Origin of the sequence: Janibacter limosus NBRC 16128 (assembly GCF_001570985.1) — a bacterium.
Taxonomy (GTDB): Bacteria; Actinomycetota; Actinomycetes; order Actinomycetales; family Dermatophilaceae; genus Janibacter; species Janibacter limosus.
This window is the reverse complement of the sequence record NZ_BCSS01000020.1, coordinates 1-14,960: the sequence shown is the minus strand read 5'-3', so window position 1 is coordinate 14,960 and position 14,960 is coordinate 1. Positions and strand designations below refer to the sequence as shown.

General features: G+C 68.2%; 15 protein-coding genes. 7 read left to right on the top strand and 8 right to left on the bottom strand.

What is annotated here, in order from left to right; translation table 11 throughout:
• The first annotated feature begins 74 nt into the window (after window positions 1–74).
• Window positions 75–1,430, top strand: coding sequence for an NADP-specific glutamate dehydrogenase (gdhA, locus tag JLI01S_RS09070; protein WP_068263511.1), 1,356 nt, complete (start codon window positions 75–77; stop codon window positions 1,428–1,430).
• A 109-nt stretch (window positions 1,431–1,539) separates the two neighbouring features.
• On the opposite strand, the gene JLI01S_RS09065 is transcribed toward gdhA, so the two are convergent.
• Window positions 1,540–1,806, bottom strand: coding sequence for a hypothetical protein (locus JLI01S_RS09065; protein ID WP_157074889.1), 267 nt, complete (start codon window positions 1,804–1,806; stop codon window positions 1,540–1,542).
• 280 nt (window positions 1,807–2,086) lie between these two features.
• Here JLI01S_RS09065 and JLI01S_RS09060 point away from each other — a divergent pair, with 280 nt between their 5' ends.
• Both JLI01S_RS09060 and JLI01S_RS09055 read left to right on the top strand, forming a co-directional pair.
• On the top strand, window positions 2,087–3,934 hold the full coding sequence (locus JLI01S_RS09060; RefSeq protein WP_068263498.1) for a DUF262 domain-containing protein: 1,848 nt from the start codon (window positions 2,087–2,089) through the stop codon (window positions 3,932–3,934).
• Between the two features lie 361 nt (window positions 3,935–4,295).
• A complete protein-coding gene (locus tag JLI01S_RS09055; RefSeq protein WP_068263495.1) occupies window positions 4,296–5,822 on the top strand; it encodes a DEAD/DEAH box helicase in 1,527 nt (508 codons plus the stop codon).
• Window positions 5,823–5,904: 82 nt separating this feature from the next.
• Here the strand turns inward: JLI01S_RS09055 and JLI01S_RS09050 are convergent, their stop codons facing one another.
• Genes JLI01S_RS09050 through JLI01S_RS16950 form a run of 4 tightly spaced genes read right to left on the bottom strand, consistent with a single transcriptional unit; the run spans window position 5,905 to window position 9,368 of the window.
• Window positions 5,905–6,693, bottom strand: coding sequence for an acyl-CoA thioesterase (locus JLI01S_RS09050; protein WP_068263493.1), 789 nt, complete (start codon window positions 6,691–6,693; stop codon window positions 5,905–5,907).
• Window positions 6,694–6,727: 34 nt separating this feature from the next.
• On the bottom strand, window positions 6,728–7,567 hold the full coding sequence (locus JLI01S_RS09045; protein WP_157074887.1) for a Rossmann-fold NAD(P)-binding domain-containing protein: 840 nt from the start codon (window positions 7,565–7,567) through the stop codon (window positions 6,728–6,730).
• 59 nt (window positions 7,568–7,626) lie between these two features.
• The gene (locus tag JLI01S_RS09040; RefSeq protein ID WP_068263486.1) at window positions 7,627–8,361 is read right to left on the bottom strand and encodes a hypothetical protein; all 735 of its coding nucleotides are present in this window, start codon (window positions 8,359–8,361) and stop codon (window positions 7,627–7,629) included.
• 35 nt (window positions 8,362–8,396) lie between these two features.
• On the bottom strand, window positions 8,397–9,368 hold the full coding sequence (locus JLI01S_RS16950) for a WXG100 family type VII secretion target (RefSeq protein WP_157074886.1): 972 nt from the start codon (window positions 9,366–9,368) through the stop codon (window positions 8,397–8,399).
• Between the two features lie 96 nt (window positions 9,369–9,464).
• On the opposite strand from JLI01S_RS16950, the gene JLI01S_RS16945 reads away from it, so the two are divergent.
• Together JLI01S_RS16945 and JLI01S_RS09025 are read left to right on the top strand one after the other, a co-directional pair.
• Window positions 9,465–10,265 (top strand): maleylpyruvate isomerase family mycothiol-dependent enzyme, encoded by an 801-nt coding sequence (locus tag JLI01S_RS16945; protein ID WP_169797311.1) that lies wholly within the window; start codon window positions 9,465–9,467, stop codon window positions 10,263–10,265.
• Between the two features lie 46 nt (window positions 10,266–10,311).
• Complete coding sequence (locus JLI01S_RS09025) at window positions 10,312–11,322, top strand: aldo/keto reductase family protein (RefSeq protein ID WP_068263480.1); 1,011 nt, start codon at window positions 10,312–10,314, stop codon at window positions 11,320–11,322.
• A 62-nt stretch (window positions 11,323–11,384) separates the two neighbouring features.
• Here the strand turns inward: JLI01S_RS09025 and JLI01S_RS09020 are convergent, their stop codons facing one another.
• Window positions 11,385–12,170: an isocitrate lyase/PEP mutase family protein gene (locus JLI01S_RS09020; protein WP_068263477.1), complete on the bottom strand. Its 786-nt coding sequence runs from the start codon at window positions 12,168–12,170 to the stop codon at window positions 11,385–11,387.
• A 119-nt stretch (window positions 12,171–12,289) separates the two neighbouring features.
• Between JLI01S_RS09020 and JLI01S_RS09015 the strand changes: the two genes are divergently transcribed.
• Together JLI01S_RS09015 and JLI01S_RS09010 are read left to right on the top strand one after the other, a co-directional pair.
• Window positions 12,290–12,739 (top strand): methyltransferase family protein, encoded by a 450-nt coding sequence (locus JLI01S_RS09015; protein ID WP_068263474.1) that lies wholly within the window; start codon window positions 12,290–12,292, stop codon window positions 12,737–12,739.
• A 79-nt stretch (window positions 12,740–12,818) separates the two neighbouring features.
• Complete coding sequence (locus JLI01S_RS09010; RefSeq protein WP_068263471.1) at window positions 12,819–13,295, top strand: pyridoxamine 5'-phosphate oxidase family protein; 477 nt, start codon at window positions 12,819–12,821, stop codon at window positions 13,293–13,295.
• Between the two features lie 11 nt (window positions 13,296–13,306).
• On the opposite strand, the gene JLI01S_RS09005 is transcribed toward JLI01S_RS09010, so the two are convergent.
• Window positions 13,307–13,906, bottom strand: coding sequence for a hypothetical protein (locus tag JLI01S_RS09005; RefSeq protein ID WP_068263468.1), 600 nt, complete (start codon window positions 13,904–13,906; stop codon window positions 13,307–13,309).
• On the bottom strand, window positions 13,903–14,880 hold the full coding sequence (locus JLI01S_RS09000) for a hypothetical protein (protein WP_157074884.1): 978 nt from the start codon (window positions 14,878–14,880) through the stop codon (window positions 13,903–13,905). The genes JLI01S_RS09005 and JLI01S_RS09000 overlap by 4 nt, the downstream gene beginning before the upstream one ends.
• Window positions 14,881–14,960: the final 80 nt, after the last annotated feature.

The window sequence follows — 14,960 nt, the reverse complement described above, 5'->3', positions numbered from 1 at the left end:
GACGCACACGTCCTCACGGCGTTCGCGCGGTTACCGTGAGCGCCATACGTTGCCCCATCTACGACGGAGAACGCATGTCCACAACCGCACTGCACCCGAACTTCCAGGCCCATTTTGACGAGGTCATCGCCCGCAACCCGGGCGAGAGGGAGTTCCACCAGGCCGTGTACGAGGTCATGCAGTCCCTCTCGCCGATCGCCGGTCGCGTGGATGAGTACGCCCAGTGGTCGATCCTGAAGCGGGTGTGCGAGCCGGAGCGCCAGATCATCTTCCGGGTGCCGTGGACCACGGACTCCGGTGACGTCGAGATCAACCGTGGCTTCCGCGTCGAGTTCAACTCCGCGCTCGGCCCGTACAAAGGTGGCCTGCGGTTCCACCCCAGCGTCAACCTGTCGATCATCAAGTTCCTGGGCTTCGAGCAGGTCTTCAAGAACTCGCTGACCGGCATGCCGATCGGTGGCGGCAAGGGCGGCTCTGACTTCGACCCCAAGGGCAAGTCCGACACCGAGATCATGCGTTTTTGCCAGTCCTTCATGACCGAGCTGTACCGCCACATCGGTGAGTACACCGACGTCCCGGCCGGTGACATCGGTGTCGGTGGCCGCGAGCTGGGCTACCTGTTTGGTCAGTACAAGCGGATCACCAACACCTATGAGTCCGGTGTCCTGACGGGCAAGGGCCTGTCCTGGGGCGGGTCGCAGGTGCGCACGGAGGCGACCGGTTACGGCACCGTCTTCTTCACGCAGGAGATGCTCAAGGTCAAGGGCGACTCCCTCGACGGCAAGCGGGTCGTCGTCTCCGGCTCCGGCAATGTCGCGACCTATGCGGTGGAAAAGATCCACCAGCTCGGTGGCACCGTCGTGGCCGTGTCCGACTCCGGCGGCTACGTCGTCGACGAGGCCGGCATCGACCTCAAGCTCCTCCAGGAGATCAAGGAGGTCCAGCGTGGCCGCCTGACCGACTACGCCGAGGCGAAGGGGGGCGCTGTCCGCCACATCGCCGGCGGCTCCATCTGGGACGTGCCCTGCGATGTCGCCCTGCCGTGCGCCACGCAGAACGAGCTCAACGAGGAGCACGCCCGCACCCTGGTCAAGAACGGTCTGAAGCTCGTGGCCGAGGGCGCGAACATGCCGTGCGTGCCCGGCGCGGTCGAGATCTTCCGCGAGGCCGATGTCCTCTACGCGCCAGGAAAGGCCTCCAATGCTGGTGGTGTTGCCACCTCCGCCCTGGAGATGCAACAAAACGCCAGCCGCGACTCCTGGGGCTTCGACGAGACCGAGCTGCGTCTCGAAGAGATCATGCGCGACATCCACAAGAACTGCGTCGCCACGGCGGAGGAGTTCGACACCCCCGGTGACTACGTCGCCGGTGCCAACCTCGCGGGCTACATCAAGGTCGCCGACGCGATGGTGGCGCAGGGCGTCATCTGATCCTCACCCCTCTGCCCAGAGGCAGCTCCACGATGAGCCCCGCTCCCAGAGGAGGTCGCGAAGCGACCGTCTCGAAGGGTCGCGGGGCTCCGTCGTGCCCACCTGCCGATCAGTCGTGGCAGCAGCAGGGGCAGTCGTCCTCTTCGTGGTGCACGAGCTCGAAGGGGGAGCCCAAGCACAGCGAGATGAGCGAGACGCAATGGCCGTTGTCGCAGATCTCGAAGTCTCCGCGCTCGTGGGCTCGGAGCAGCTCGGTCGCAGCGAGCATTGCTGCGGCTTCGAGGGCGCTGAGCTCCGGCGCGTAGAGCCGCGCCCGCAGCTTGGTCAGCTCGGCGGTGTGGTCGGGTGCGTCATGGGTTCTCTGGGTGCAGTCCATGCGGTCACCCTGCGCTGTGACGAAGGGGGTGTCAGCTGGCTTCGTCAGGTTGTAGCTCAACCGCAGCTTGGATGTTGAGGGCCCCTCGAAATTCGGTCACGGGTGAAGCGGGAACTTCCGTTTCTCGCGCTGGTACGTGGTCGAGTTTCGGAGATCCTGATAAGTGCCGCAGGTCAGACCGATACAGGGGTTGCGGGGCTAGCTGGAACGTTCTCTGCGTGAGAAGCTGACACCGAGCCCAAACTGATTGGTGCTCATGAGGGACGATTCGGGAGCACGCGTGGCGAAGCTGGACACAGACTATGGAACCTTCAAAGACCTCATGTCGGCAGCGAAGGTTCATCAAGTACCCCAGTATCAGCGCCGGTACTCGTGGTCGGCGAAGAAGCAGATCCAAGCCCTCTGGGGTGACATCGTTCGCTTGTACAGGGAGAGGGCCGAGTATGGTCGACCGCACTCTAGTCACTTCATTGGCTCGCTCGTTGTCGGTGAAACTGCCAGCAAGTCCTTGGGGCCTGGCGCGTGCGACATCATTGATGGTCAGCAGCGCCTGACGACTTTGAGCCTGCTTCTCGTCGCGCTTCGCGACGGTCTTGTTGAAGATTCTTTTCAGAAGGCGCAGATCTCGGATAACTTCCTAACATTCTCCGGTGGAAAGGACCTCAGGTTGGTCCTCTCGCACAACGACCATGCCGTGTACGAGGCACTGGTTCACGGAGAGGATGTTGAGGATAAGACGAGCTTGGTCTTCAAGGGCTATAAGTACTTCCGGGACGAACTGGAAAAGGGGCTCTTTCCGGAGGCTGACCCGGACGAGGAGCTGGCTGACTCCGACGATTCCGAGGTAGATGCAACTGAAGCCGACGATTCTGTTGCGTCGGACGCGGTAGAGGGACTTGCCTCGGAGCCGTGGGACTGGGAGACGCTACTAGCAGTGATTGCCACGGACCTGGAGCTCGTATCCATCTCGGGAGTTCCTGCAGAACGTGCTTACCAGATCTTCGCAACACTCAACCACGGGGGCTTGTCCTTGAGTCAAGTCGACCTCATCCGCAACGCTGTCTTCATGAAGCTGCCCAAACTCCATGGGGAGGCGTACGTCAAGATATGGCAGCCCCTCGAGGCGAAGCTAGGCGAGCGCGGGTTGGGCCGGTTCCTTCATGCTTGGGTGGTCCGCAGGGGACACAACGTGCCCCAGAAGGACACCTATGCGAGCGTTCTGGAGGAACTCAAGAAGGTCCCATCGGAGAAGGGGATCTTCAACCTGCTGAAGCAGTTGAGCGAAGAAGCGGACGTATTCAATCAGATCGCCAATGCGAATTCGTATGAGACGAAGAAACTTGCAGAGTCGTGGAAGATGCCCCAGGAGATGCGTCGTGCCCTACGCTTTCTTCAGTCTTGGGGCAACGTTCCAGCGCAGGCGGCGCTCATGGAAGTGTTGGTGCGCTGGAGGAAGAACGAATTGTCTGTGGCTAAGGCCACAGACCTCGTCCTGATGGTTGAGAGTCTCTTGGTGAGGCGCTTTATTGCGCAAGTGCCTCCCAATGACCTGCGTAGTACCTTGGCGCGGCTGGTTGTGCAGGTGGCTCCTGTCTCTTCAGGGTCGTTCTATAGCGCTTTCCTAAGTGCGCTCAGCGAGCCCACTCGTCGTTGGTCATCTGCAGACGATGTGCGAGACGGGTTCGTAACTCGGCCGTTCTATCGAGCGAAGTCGTTGCGGCAAACGTTCTTGATCCTTAAGCGGCTCGCAGAGGAGGCGGAAGGAAAGGAATCGCCCCAGATCGAGCACGGAAAATCTGCTACCAGTTATAGCATCGAGCACGTTCTCCCCCAGACGGTTGATGGCACGAGCTGGCTGTCTGACATGGAAGGGTGGGGTGACGACGATCCTCACAACACGTGGAACACTCGACGCCACACGATAGGGAACTTGACTCTCACGGCTTATAACAGCGAGCTTTCGAACAAGTCTTTCACGGAAAAGAAGGCATGGATTTCGAATAACTCGTATCTCAAGCTGAGCAAGGAAATCGCGGGGCACGACGACTGGACAGGCGACAGGATTGAGGCTCGATCGGAGGCTCTTTCGGATCTAGCGCTGGAAATATGGAAGCGCCATGGTGAGTGACCCCTTGTGTATGAAGGCATAAGTGCTTGGTCGCGTCGCAAGGGGTTGCCGACGGGTAGCTGACGCGTTCCTTGGCCCGTCCCTGGGGTTGGATCCTGCTGGCGAGTCTTGTGCTTCACCAGCAGGAGCCGAAAGGTAGGCGACCTGGCGGCATGCCCGCAGCTTCGCACCCGATTGGTCCCCAGTGGTCAGGGACCACCCCCTTCGCCCGCTACACTTGACGAAGCAGCCGCCCAGTTCTGCAGTGCGCTGCTTCTCTTTTTGCAAAGATGCCATCGCGCCGCGATACCCCTGCTTCCCGCAGGACGGACCCGCGCCGGGCAGAACCGAAGCATCATGACTCCGTCTGGAGCACCCCTTCGTGACCACCTCTTTCGCCGAACTCGGCGTGCCCTCCCCGCTCGTCTCCATCCTGGAGAAGGACGGCATCACGACCCCCACCCCGATCCAGGAAGCGACGCTTCCGGACTCCCTCGCCGGCCGTGACGTGCTCGGCCGCGGGCGCACCGGCTCGGGCAAGACCTACGCCTTCTGCCTGCCGCTGGTCGCCCGCCTCGCCGCGAGCGGTCGCAGCCGTCAGGCCAAGCGTCCCCGCGCGCTGATCCTCGCTCCGACCCGCGAGCTCGCGATCCAGCTCGACGAGGCCCTCGCCCCGCTCGCCGCGGCCTACGGCATGCGCAGCCGCACCGTCTTCGGCGGTGTCGGTCAGGGACCCCAGGTCCAGGCCATCGCCAAGGGTGTCGACGTCGTCGTCGCCTGCCCCGGTCGCCTCGAGGACCTGATGAACCAGGGCCACATCGACCTCAGCTCCGTCGAGATCACCATCCTCGACGAGGCCGACCACATGGCTGACCTCGGCTTCCTGCCGGTCGTCAAGCGCATCCTCGACAAGACGCCCCGCGGCAGCCAGCGGATGCTCTTCTCCGCGACGCTCGACGGCGCGATCAACCAGATCGTCAAGCGTTACCTCGAGTCGCCGGTCACCCACGAGGCCGACTCCGCGCAGTCGCCGGTCGCCAAGATGACCCACCACGTCCTGCACATCCACGCCAACGACCACCTGCCGGTCCTCACCGACCTGGTCGCGGCTCCGGGTCGCAAGGTCGTCTTCACCCGCACCAAGCACCGCGCCAAGAAGATGGCCCGCCAGCTCAACGCCGCTGGTGTCCCCGCGGTCGAGCTGCACGGCAACCTCAGCCAGAACGCGCGCACCCGGACGATGGAGGCCTTCCACTCCGGCACCGCGTCGACGCTCGTCGCGACCGACATCGCCGCCCGCGGCATCCACGTCGACGACGTCTCGCTCGTCATCCACGCCGATCCGCCGGTCGAGCACAAGGCCTACCTGCACCGCTCCGGTCGCACCGCGCGCGCCGGCGCCGAGGGCACGGTCGTCACGCTCATGACCGACGACCAGGTCCGCGACGTCAAGGACCTCACCCGCAAGGCCGGTATCAAGCCGACCACCACCCGCGTCAACGTCGGGCACGAGCTCCTCGCGGAGCTGGCTCCCGGCGAGCGCGTTTTCCCCGGTGCCTTCGTCCACGAGGGCGCTGCCCAGCAGGGCAACGGCGGTGGCTCGAAGGGTGGTTCCCGCGGCGGTGGTCGTGGCGGCCAGTCCCGTGGTGGCCAGGGTGGTCGCAACGGTGGCGGCCAGACCAGCTCCTCACGCGGTGAGCGTGGCGGCGCCGGTCGCAACCGCAATGGTGGCGGCTCCACTTCCGGTGGCGGCCAGTCCCGTGGCGGCTCCGGCGGCGGTCAGTCGCGCGGTGCCTCGGGCGGCCAGCGTCGCTCCGGTGGCCAGGGTGGCGGCTCCGGCCGTCAGGGTGGCTCGCGCGGCGGCAGCGTCGTGGCCTTCAGCTCCAGCAGCTCGGGCCGCAACCGCTGACCTCAGTTCGTCCACAGACAACCCGCGCGTTCACACGCGCTGGTTGTCTGTGTCTGAGCAGGTTGTCCGTGTCTGAGCGGCCTCAGCCGAAGACCGACACCGTCTGCCGGCTGATCGCCACGAGCCGACCGTCCGGGTGCCAGATGCGGGCGTCCGTGTGCGCGTACCCGTCGGCGGCGGCATCCGTCGTCACGGAGTAGGCCCAGTGCGTGTCCGGCTCGGCCGTGACATCGTCCACGAGCTCGAGGGTCCACGTCAGGCTGCTGCCGTTGGTCGGCTTCGAGACCATCTGCAGGACGGCCGGCGGCCACGCGTCGGCGAGTGCAATGAAGTGACGCTCGTCGAAGACCGGCGGCGCCTGCCTGAAGCGCATCCAGCCCGTCATGTGCGAGGTCGTCGCCCCCGACATCGGGGGGCCGCCGTCGGCCAGACGCATCTCGACGTGCTGGAAGAAGTCGGGCGTCATGCCCGGCAGGTACGGGAAGGGCTCGATCGTCATCGGCTCGGGCAGGGTCGGCATGGCGGCCGTGGGCTCGACCCGGATCGTCGACTCGCGCGGTGCGCCGAAGGCCGCGAGCACTGCCGCCGCCGGCTTGCCCTTCTGGCGCAGCACCACGAGTCCCTGGGTGGCGCTCGACCCGGCGCGCAGCACGGTGGCCTCCGCCTCGGCCTCGCCCGGCGTGACCGGCGCGACGAAGTTGACCGTCAGGCTGCGCAGCGGCGGCTGCGGATCAGCGCTCAGCTGCGCCCGTAGCGCGGAGTAGGCCAGTGCGCCGACGAGTCCGCCGTAGGTGGCGCGGCCCTGGCCCCAACCCCCTTCGACATGGGCGGTGCCGCTCGCGGCCTGGTCGAGCATCTCCTGCAGATCCATGGCTGAACCCTAGTTCAGGTGCCCTGCACAGCAATCACCGCTCGAGCTCGAGCTGGGCCCGGTACCCCTCGCGATAGGTCGGGTACCTCAGCTGCAGCCCGGTGGCACGCAGCCGGGTGTTGCGCATCCGCCGCCCGTGCGGCTCGATCTGCCCGGTCGGCGGCGGCCGCGGCACTCCCAGCGAGTCGGCGACGAAGTCCCGCACGTCACCCGCGAGCGCCGGCTCGTCGTCCGTGCCGACATAGAGGCCCGCCGGCTCCTCGGTCATCGTCAGCAGGTGCCCGATCGCGGCGGCGGCGTCCTCACGGTGGATCCGGTTGGTCCAGCGTCCGGGGTCGACGTTGTCGCCGGCGCGCACCGTGCGCGCCATCCGCCCGCTGGCCCCGTAGAGACCGCTCAGCCGCAGGATGCTCCCGTGGGGGATTGCTGCGTGGAAGAGTGCCTCGGACTCCAGCAGGATCTTGGGTCGATCCGCCTGCGGCGCAACGCTGGTCGTCTCGTCGAGGTCGCCCTCGAGGTCGCCGTAGACACTCGTGGACGACACGAGCACCGCTCTGCGAGGGACGCCGCCGCGCAGGACCGCCTCGAGGCCGCGGCGCACGCCGTCGACATAGGTCGTCCGGTAGCCGGCCGGGTCACGCCGGTCGGGGGTCATCGTGATGACCAGCAGGTCCGCCGGCAGGTCCGGCACCACACCCGACGCGAGGTCGGCCGACACCCCGGCGAAGCCCTCCGGCAGCGCCGCGACGGTACGCCGCACCCCGGTCACCTCGTGACCAGCGGTCAGGAGCGCAGTCCCCACCCTGATCCCCAGGTCGCCGCACCCGAGCAGCGTCGCGCGAAGGGGGGATGCGTCCGGTTGGTCCGTGGTCACCGCTTGATCGTCTCACCCGGGCGGTCGCCCGACCCTGAGGGAGTCCGCAGCCCAGCGGGTCAGAGCGTCTGGGGGACCGGCAGGTCCTCCTCGACGACCTCGATGGTGTCCGTGATCGCGCCGTCGGTGGCGACCTCGACGTCGTGGCGCACGAGGTCCCCGTCGGTGACGGTCCACAACCGCACGGTCCACGGTCCGTCGCCGCTGGCGCTCGCGGCGGCCACCTCGTCGTGCTCGCGACGCAGGGTCTCGATCCGGGTGGCCTCCTCCTCGGAGGGGGAGGGCAGGAAGCGGATGTCGTCGACGGAGTCGATCCGGGAGTAGCCCGTGCGCATGTCGCGGGTCGCATCGGCGTAGACGCCGGCGAGCTCCTCTGCCTGGGCGGCGCTCGTCACGCTGGCCCCCTCGGTGATCTGCGCCCAGCGCTGCGGGAACCCACTCAGCACGACGACCTCGTGGCCCTCGTCCTTGACTGCCATGAACCACCGCTGGGGGTGCCCGCCACCTCGGGGGAGCACGTCGACGACCTGCCAGTCCGCGAGTGCGGCCGCGCCGACGGGCATGACCTGTGTGGTGTCCGCGCGCAGGGCGTCCGCGATGGTCGGGCTGGTGTCCTCCAGAGTCGTGGCCATCTGGTCCTTCATGTCCGGGTCTCCTGCGGTCGTGGTGTGAGGGGTGCTCGAGGTGGTGCTGGTCGGGCCGTCGGGGGCGGCGCACGCCGCGAGCGGCATGAGCCCGATGGCCAGGACGAGCATGGCCGGGCGGAGACCGAGTCGTCGCGTGATGGTCTGCATGGTGGTTGGACGCTACCGATCCTGTCGCGGTTCCGTCAGTTCACGGAGTCCCAGTGGGACCCGTAGTAGTCGGGATAGGAGTCACCGGTGTTGCTCGTCTCGTAGTACCCGCTGGTGAAGAGCTCGTAGATCGCGTCCTCGCCCGCTCGGGCGGCCTCGTCGGGTGTGCTGCCCCCTTCGATCGCTGCGTCGTACGCGGCGTCGTAGTCCTTCTCCGCACGCGAGACGCGGACGTCCATGCCGGCCTCGCGCTGCTCCTTGGCGTAGTGGACCTCACTCGCCACGGCCTCGGTCTCGTCGCGCAGGCAGTTCGCGACGTAGTCCTCTCGGGAGGTCTCCGTGACGTCCACGTTGCGATCCTCGGCATCCCACTGGGCATGGCTCGACTCGTGGATGATCGTCGACGAGTTGACGTAGCCGTCACCGAGGATCATGGCGTTCCGCCCCGCGTCGTAGACCGCGCCCGTCTGGTTGGGGTCGTGGATGATCTCGATGTCGTTGCGGGCCATCCAGTCCAGAGCCGCGCGGCCCGAGGGCGTCGCGAGCATCTCCTGCACGATCGGGTCGTCCCGGTCGGCGCCCTCGGGGAGCTGGACGTTGTCGGCGCCCGGGTCCTCCCTGGGAGTCCACGGGTCGTCGCCGAAGAGGCGACGCAGTCGGTTCCAGAACCCGTCGCGGGCATCGTTGGTGTCCGGTCTCACCGGCCCGTCCGCGTCGGTGGGCGTGCCGCCCCCTTCGCTCCCGACTCGCTGATCCTGCGCCTCACGTCGCAGCTGGGCGACGGCGTCCTGCAGCTGCTGCGCAGCCCGCTCGACCTGCTCGCGCGACGCCGTCCACCCGGCGGAGAAGTGCTCGACATCGGCGCCCTGCCACGCGTCCTCCAGGGTGCGCAGCATGCCGGTGCCGTGCTCGCCTGCGCTGGTGAGGCGGTGGGCCTCCTGCTGCAGGTTGCCGGCGATCTCGTCGAGCCGGTCGGCGTCGGCGCCATGGCTCACCGTCGCAGTCATCGACGTCCCCTCGGATCTGTGGTCTGTGTGCTCGTCGACACCGTACGAGGTCTGTGGCACCACGGTCGATGGGGAGGCCTCCCCTACGCTGCCCACATGACCCGACCCGATCCACTGGCCCTCTGGGACGAGACCTCCCAGGACCTCCTTGCCGTCCTCCGCGAGCTGACCGACGACGACTGGGCCAGGCCGGCGCTGCCCGGCTGGAGCGTCCAGGACGTGCTGGCCCACCTCGCGCACCTGGAGTCCGAGGCTGCGGAGATGCCACAGCCCGAGGGCGGGCGCATCGACATCGCGGGCGAGGGCAACCGGCCCATGCCCCGCGACATCACCGAGGTCGGTGTTGTGGCGCGTCGGGGCCGCTCTGCCGCAGAGCTGCTCGAGGAGTTGGAGACTGCGTGCGTCCGTCGCCGTGAGGTCCTCGCGGACCTCGACATCTCCGACCTCAAGGCACCGGCGCCGGGCCTCGTCGGCGAGCTCGGCTGGGACCTCGACACCTGGCTGCGCAACCGCCCGATCGACCTGTGGGTGCACGAGCAGGACATCCGTGTGGCAACCGGAAGTCCGGTGGTGACCGCCAGCGCCGGAGCAGCCCACGTCGCGGCACTGATGACCCGGGTCTTCCCGATCTCCCTGCGGCGGCTGCCGTCCGGCACCGCCGTCGTCGCCCACATCACCGGCCCGCAGGGCCGAGTGCTCGCAGGCCGGGTGGGCGAGGACGGGAGGGCCGCTCCCTTCGACCCGAGCGAAGGGAGCGATGTCACCCTCGAGATGGACGATGTCACCTGGCTGCGGCTCACCGGCGGTCGGATCACGCCCGACGAGGCTCAGGTCGGGATCTCCGGCGACGAGGGGACCGCAGCGATCGTCCTCGGACGCTTCAACGTCACCCCCTGAGGCCGCGGTTGCCGCCCTCTCCCTCGTCGGGCGTAGCGTGAGTCACATGGACTATCGACACCTCGGCAACAGCGGTCTCAAGATCAGCGAGATCGCCTACGGCAACTGGCTCACCCACGGATCGCAGGTCGAGGCCGACGCGGCGACGGCGTGCGTGCGCGCGGCGCTCGACAACGGGATCTCGACCTTCGACACCGCCGACGTCTACGCCAACACCAAGGCGGAGACCGTCCTCGGCGAGGCGCTCAAGGGGGAGCGGCGTGAGTCGCTCGAGATCCTCACCAAGGTCTACTGGCCGACCGGCCCCGCCGGGCACAACGACTCCGGTCTGTCCGCCAAGCACATCCGTGAGTCGATCGACGGGTCGCTACGCCGTCTGCAGACCGACTACGTCGACCTCTACCAGGCGCACCGCTATGACACCGAGACGCCGCTCGAGGAGACGATGCAGGCCTTCGCCGATGTCGTCCGGCAGGGCAAGGCGCTCTACATCGGCGTCAGCGAGTGGACCGCGGACCAGATCCGTGAGGGGCACCGCCTCGCCTCGGACCTCGGCATCCGCCTGATCTCCAGCCAGCCGCAGTACTCGATGCTCTGGCGGGTCATCGAGGGCGAGGTCGTCCCCACCTGCGAGGAGCTCGGCCTGTCCCAGATCGTGTGGAGCCCGGTCGCACAAGGGATCCTCACCGGCAAGTACCTGCCCGGCCAGCCCCTGCCCGAAGGGAGCCGTGCCGCCAGCGAGGAGGTCGGCGGCTCGATCTCCGGTCGGGTCAATGACGATGCCCTGCTCACCGCGGTCCAGGGTCTGAAGCCGGTCGCCGACGAGGTCGGCCTGACGATGGCCCAGCTCGCCGTCGCCTGGGTCCTGCAGAACTCCAATGTCGCCGCGGCGATCATCGGCGCCTCGCGCCCCGAGCAGGTCGTCGAAAATGTCGCGGCTGCCGGCGTCACGCTCGAGCCCGAGGTCCTGGCCACGATCGACGGCATCCTCGGCGACCACGTCCAGCGCGACGCGGGCCTGACCGCGGCCAACGCCCCCACCAAGCGCCCCAGCTGACCGACGACAGCCCGACCCGATGGCTCCCCCATCGGGTCGGGCTGTCGCGTGCTGCCTGCGCCTCAGCCGCCCAGACCGGCCGTGCCGAGCCACGGACCGGTGAGGTCCGCGATCGACTGGGTGAGCGCCTTCTGCAGGAGGGGGCCGAAGGTCACCCGCCGGACCCCGGCGTCGCGCAGCTCCTGCAGTGTCCCGGCCGGGGAGCCGTCCACCGGGTGCGCGGTGACATTGACCGGCAGCGAGGTCGCCGCCTGCAGCGCGGCGAGCGTCTGCGCATCGGGGATCTTGACCGGGTAGACGCTGCGGGCGCCGGCCTCCTCGCAGGCCTTGATCCGGGTGATCGCCTCGGCGAGGGGGTCGGGGAACGTGTCGGTGCCGTGCAGCAGCGCGTCGGTGCGGGCGTTGATGACCAGCTCGACCCCGGCGGAGTCGGCCGCCTGGCGGATCGCGGCGATGTAGTCGGCGTGCTCGGCGACCTCGCGCACCCGCCTGCCCTGCGAGTGGACGGTGTCCTCGACATTGATCCCCACCGCGCCGGCGTCGAGGACCCGCTCGACGAGCTCGGCCGCCGGGGTGTCGTAGCCGGACTCCATGTCTGCCGAGACGGGCACGGTGACCGCCCCGCAGATCCGCCGGATGCCGTCGAGGGCGTCGTCGAGGGTCATCGCCTCGCCGTCCTGCTGGCCGCGGGACTCGGCGAGCGGGTGGCTGCCGATGGACAGCGCACGGAACCCGGCGTCGACCACTGCGCGGGCGGACCACGCGTCCCAGACCGTCGGCATCACCAGCATCTCGCCGGTCTGGTGCATCTGGAGGAGCTCGCTGGCCTTGCTCGTGACGTCACTCATGGGTCCACCTTCGCAGCGGGCGGGCGCCCCGACAAGGGCTCGGCGACGCAGCCCCCTTCGCCACCACCGTTCGCCGCGCGGCCCTGTCCCTGCGCAGGCGAGGCGACTACCGTTGGTCCATGAAGCCACTCTCGATCGTCCGCTCACCGCCTGTCCTCGGACTGGCCTCGCTGGCCGCGCAGCGTCTGCTGTCGCGCGGGTCGACGACGTCGGCCGCCACGTCGACGCTCGGTGCAGCGGTGGCCCTCGCCGGGATCGCCGTCGCAGCCGCAGGCATCCGTGAGGTCCGCTCGGCCGGGACGACACTTGACCCGATGCGCCCCCAGGACACGACCCAGGTCGTCCGTCGCGGCGTCTTCCGCTACTCGCGCAACCCGATCTATCTCGGGGACGCGCTGCTGCTCGCCGGCTACGCGATCCACCGCGGGGACCCGCTCGCGCTCATCCCGGTGGCGGGGTTCGTCGGCGTGATCGACCTCTTCCAGGTCCCCGAGGAGGAGGCGGCGTTGCTCGAGAGGTTCGGCTCGACCTACGGCGAGTACGTGGCCACGGTGCGCCGCTGGTTCTGACCACGCGAGCGGCAGGAGTGTGTCCCTCGCCCGAGCGGGTAGGGCCTCGTGGACCCACCCGACGACGCAGGAGGCCCACATGGCTGACAAGACCGAGACCGAGACCGTCACCGAGATCATGCAGGACACCAAGATCGCCGTGCTCACCTATGTCGAGGACGGGCGGCTGATGTCGGTGCCGATGGGCACCCAGGACCTCGACGACCCGGGGACCATCCACTTCCTCACCGAGGCCGACTCGGACAAGATGCGGGCGATCGCGGCCAACCCGCAGGTCAACGTCACCTACTCCGGCGACGGAGGCTGGGTGAGCGTGAGCGGGACGGCCGCACGCAACGATGACCGGCAGCTCCTCGAGCGATTGTGGGACCCCTCTGCCGGTGCCTTCATGGAGGGCGGGGCGGACAACCCCAACAACATCGTGCTCACGGTGTCCGCGGACTCGGCTCGCTACTGGGCCACACCGGGCAGTGTCGCCACGGTCGTGCAGATGGCCAAGGGCCTCGTGAGCGACAGCAAGCCCGATCTCGGGGACAGCGGCACCGTCCCGCTCTGACCGGTCACTGCTCAGTGGGTGAGCGGGACCGGCAGGTCCTCAGCCGCGACGAGCGTGGTCTCGGTGGTCGAGCCGTCACGAGCGACCACCACCTCGTGGCGCACGAGCGCTCCGTCGGTGAGGGTCCACAGCGTCACCGTCCACGGGCCGTGGCCCGTCGCACTCGGCGGCGTCACCACCTCGGCCAGGGCGGTGCGGGCCATCTCCAGCACGGACCGGGCCTCGTGCGTCGGTGGCAGACGGAAGGAGATGTCCGCGGCACGGGAGAGGCGGCGATATCCCTTCGCCATGTCGCGGACGGCGTCGGTGCGGACGCAGGCCAGCTCGATCGCCTGCTCCGCCGTGGTGACCTCCGCGTCGACGGTGAGTGCCTCCCACCGCTCCGGGTGTCCGGTGATCACGATCGCCCGGTCGTCGTCGACGGCGACGATCCACCGGACCGGGTGTGCCGGCCCGTGCCACAGCACGTCCAGCAACCGCCAGGCGGGTAGGGCCGACAGGGGGATGGGGGTGATCGTGGTCGCTTGGTCGGTGGCCACTGACGCCAGGAGCGGGTCGTCAGCCGCAGCGGCGATGGTCAGGGCGTCGACAGCCGCCTGGTCGGTGCTCATGGGTTCCTTCCGTCCCAGGCCTGCCCGTAGTACTCCGGGTAGCTCTGGCCGGTGTTTCCGGTCTCGTAGTAGCCGTCCGTGAAGAGCTCGCGGATGGCTGCGCGGCCGGCTGCTGCGGCCTCCTGCGCGGTGGCGCCGTCGGCGAGGGCCGCGTCCTGCGCCTGCGTGTAGCTGGTGAAGGCCTGGTCGTCGATCGCGCCGGGGTCATCGCTGGTGGCCTGGAGGTACTCGACCTCCGCGACCATCGCGTTGACCTCGTTGTCGAGCTGGGCGTCGATGTACTCCTGCCGGCTGACGGCGGTGATGTCGACGCCCTTGCCCTCGACATCCCACTGCGCGTGGGTGGCCTCGTGGATCAGCGAGGTCACATCGGCGTCGCTGCCGAGATAGATGGTGTCCGTGCCGGGGCTGTACTGCGACGACGAGCCCCCTTGCACGATGGTGATGTCGTTGTCGCGCAGCCAATGCAGCCAGGCGCGCCCCTCGGGGGTCTGCATCAGCTCGAGCACGACGGGGTCCGTGAGGTCCAGGCCGTCGGGGAGGATCTCGGTGCCGAGCTTGTGCAGGCCGCGCCGGAGGAACTCCGCAGGGCCAAGGCCGATCTTGCGGCCGGCGTCCTCCCCGTCCGGGTCCCCGTCGTCCCGTGGCTCAGGAGCCGTGGGCTCAGGAGACGTGGGTTCACCGGTCTGGTGCCCGCGCCCGATCTCGCTGGCGCTGCGCTGATCATCGGCCTGACGTCGCAGCTCGTCGGCGGCGTGGTGCAGATGGTCAGCCGCTCGCTCGACGGAGCTGCAGGCCACTCCCCAGCCGCGGACGAAGTCCTCGACATCGGCTCCCTGCCACACGTCGGTCAGGACGGTGAGCAGCATGCTGCCCGTCGATGCGATGTCCCGCGTGCGGCGTGCGGACCCGGTCAGGTCCGCGGCAACTCCCATGAGCCGCTCGGCGTCTGCGCCGTGCGTCACCCCTGTCATGTGATCACTCCCCTGAGGTTCACCGCGAGCCTAGGCAACGGAGTGGGGCGGGCGACAGGGGGAGGACTCCCCCTGTCGCC

Bases quoted from the DNA above. Each gene is read 5' to 3' on its own strand.
- JLI01S_RS09020 (WP_068263477.1), bottom strand. From the start codon at position 12,170: ATGAGTGACGTCACGAGCAAGGCCAGCGAGCTCCTCCAGATGCACCAG.
- JLI01S_RS09015 (WP_068263474.1), top strand. From the start codon at position 12,290: ATGAAGCCACTCTCGATCGTCCGCTCACCGCCTGTCCTCGGACTGGCC.
- JLI01S_RS16945 (WP_169797311.1), top strand. From the start codon at position 9,465: ATGACCCGACCCGATCCACTGGCCCTCTGGGACGAGACCTCCCAGGAC.
- JLI01S_RS16950 (WP_157074886.1), bottom strand. From the start codon at position 9,368: ATGACTGCGACGGTGAGCCATGGCGCCGACGCCGACCGGCTCGACGAG.
- JLI01S_RS09040 (WP_068263486.1), bottom strand. From the start codon at position 8,361: ATGCAGACCATCACGCGACGACTCGGTCTCCGCCCGGCCATGCTCGTC.
- JLI01S_RS09050 (WP_068263493.1), bottom strand. From the start codon at position 6,693: ATGGATCTGCAGGAGATGCTCGACCAGGCCGCGAGCGGCACCGCCCAT.
- JLI01S_RS09005 (WP_068263468.1), bottom strand. From the start codon at position 13,906: ATGAGCACCGACCAGGCGGCTGTCGACGCCCTGACCATCGCCGCTGCG.
- JLI01S_RS09025 (WP_068263480.1), top strand. From the start codon at position 10,312: ATGGACTATCGACACCTCGGCAACAGCGGTCTCAAGATCAGCGAGATC.
- JLI01S_RS09010 (WP_068263471.1), top strand. From the start codon at position 12,819: ATGGCTGACAAGACCGAGACCGAGACCGTCACCGAGATCATGCAGGAC.
- JLI01S_RS09000 (WP_157074884.1), bottom strand. From the start codon at position 14,880: ATGACAGGGGTGACGCACGGCGCAGACGCCGAGCGGCTCATGGGAGTT.
- JLI01S_RS09065 (WP_157074889.1), bottom strand. From the start codon at position 1,806: ATGGACTGCACCCAGAGAACCCATGACGCACCCGACCACACCGCCGAG.
- gdhA (WP_068263511.1), top strand. From the start codon at position 75: ATGTCCACAACCGCACTGCACCCGAACTTCCAGGCCCATTTTGACGAG.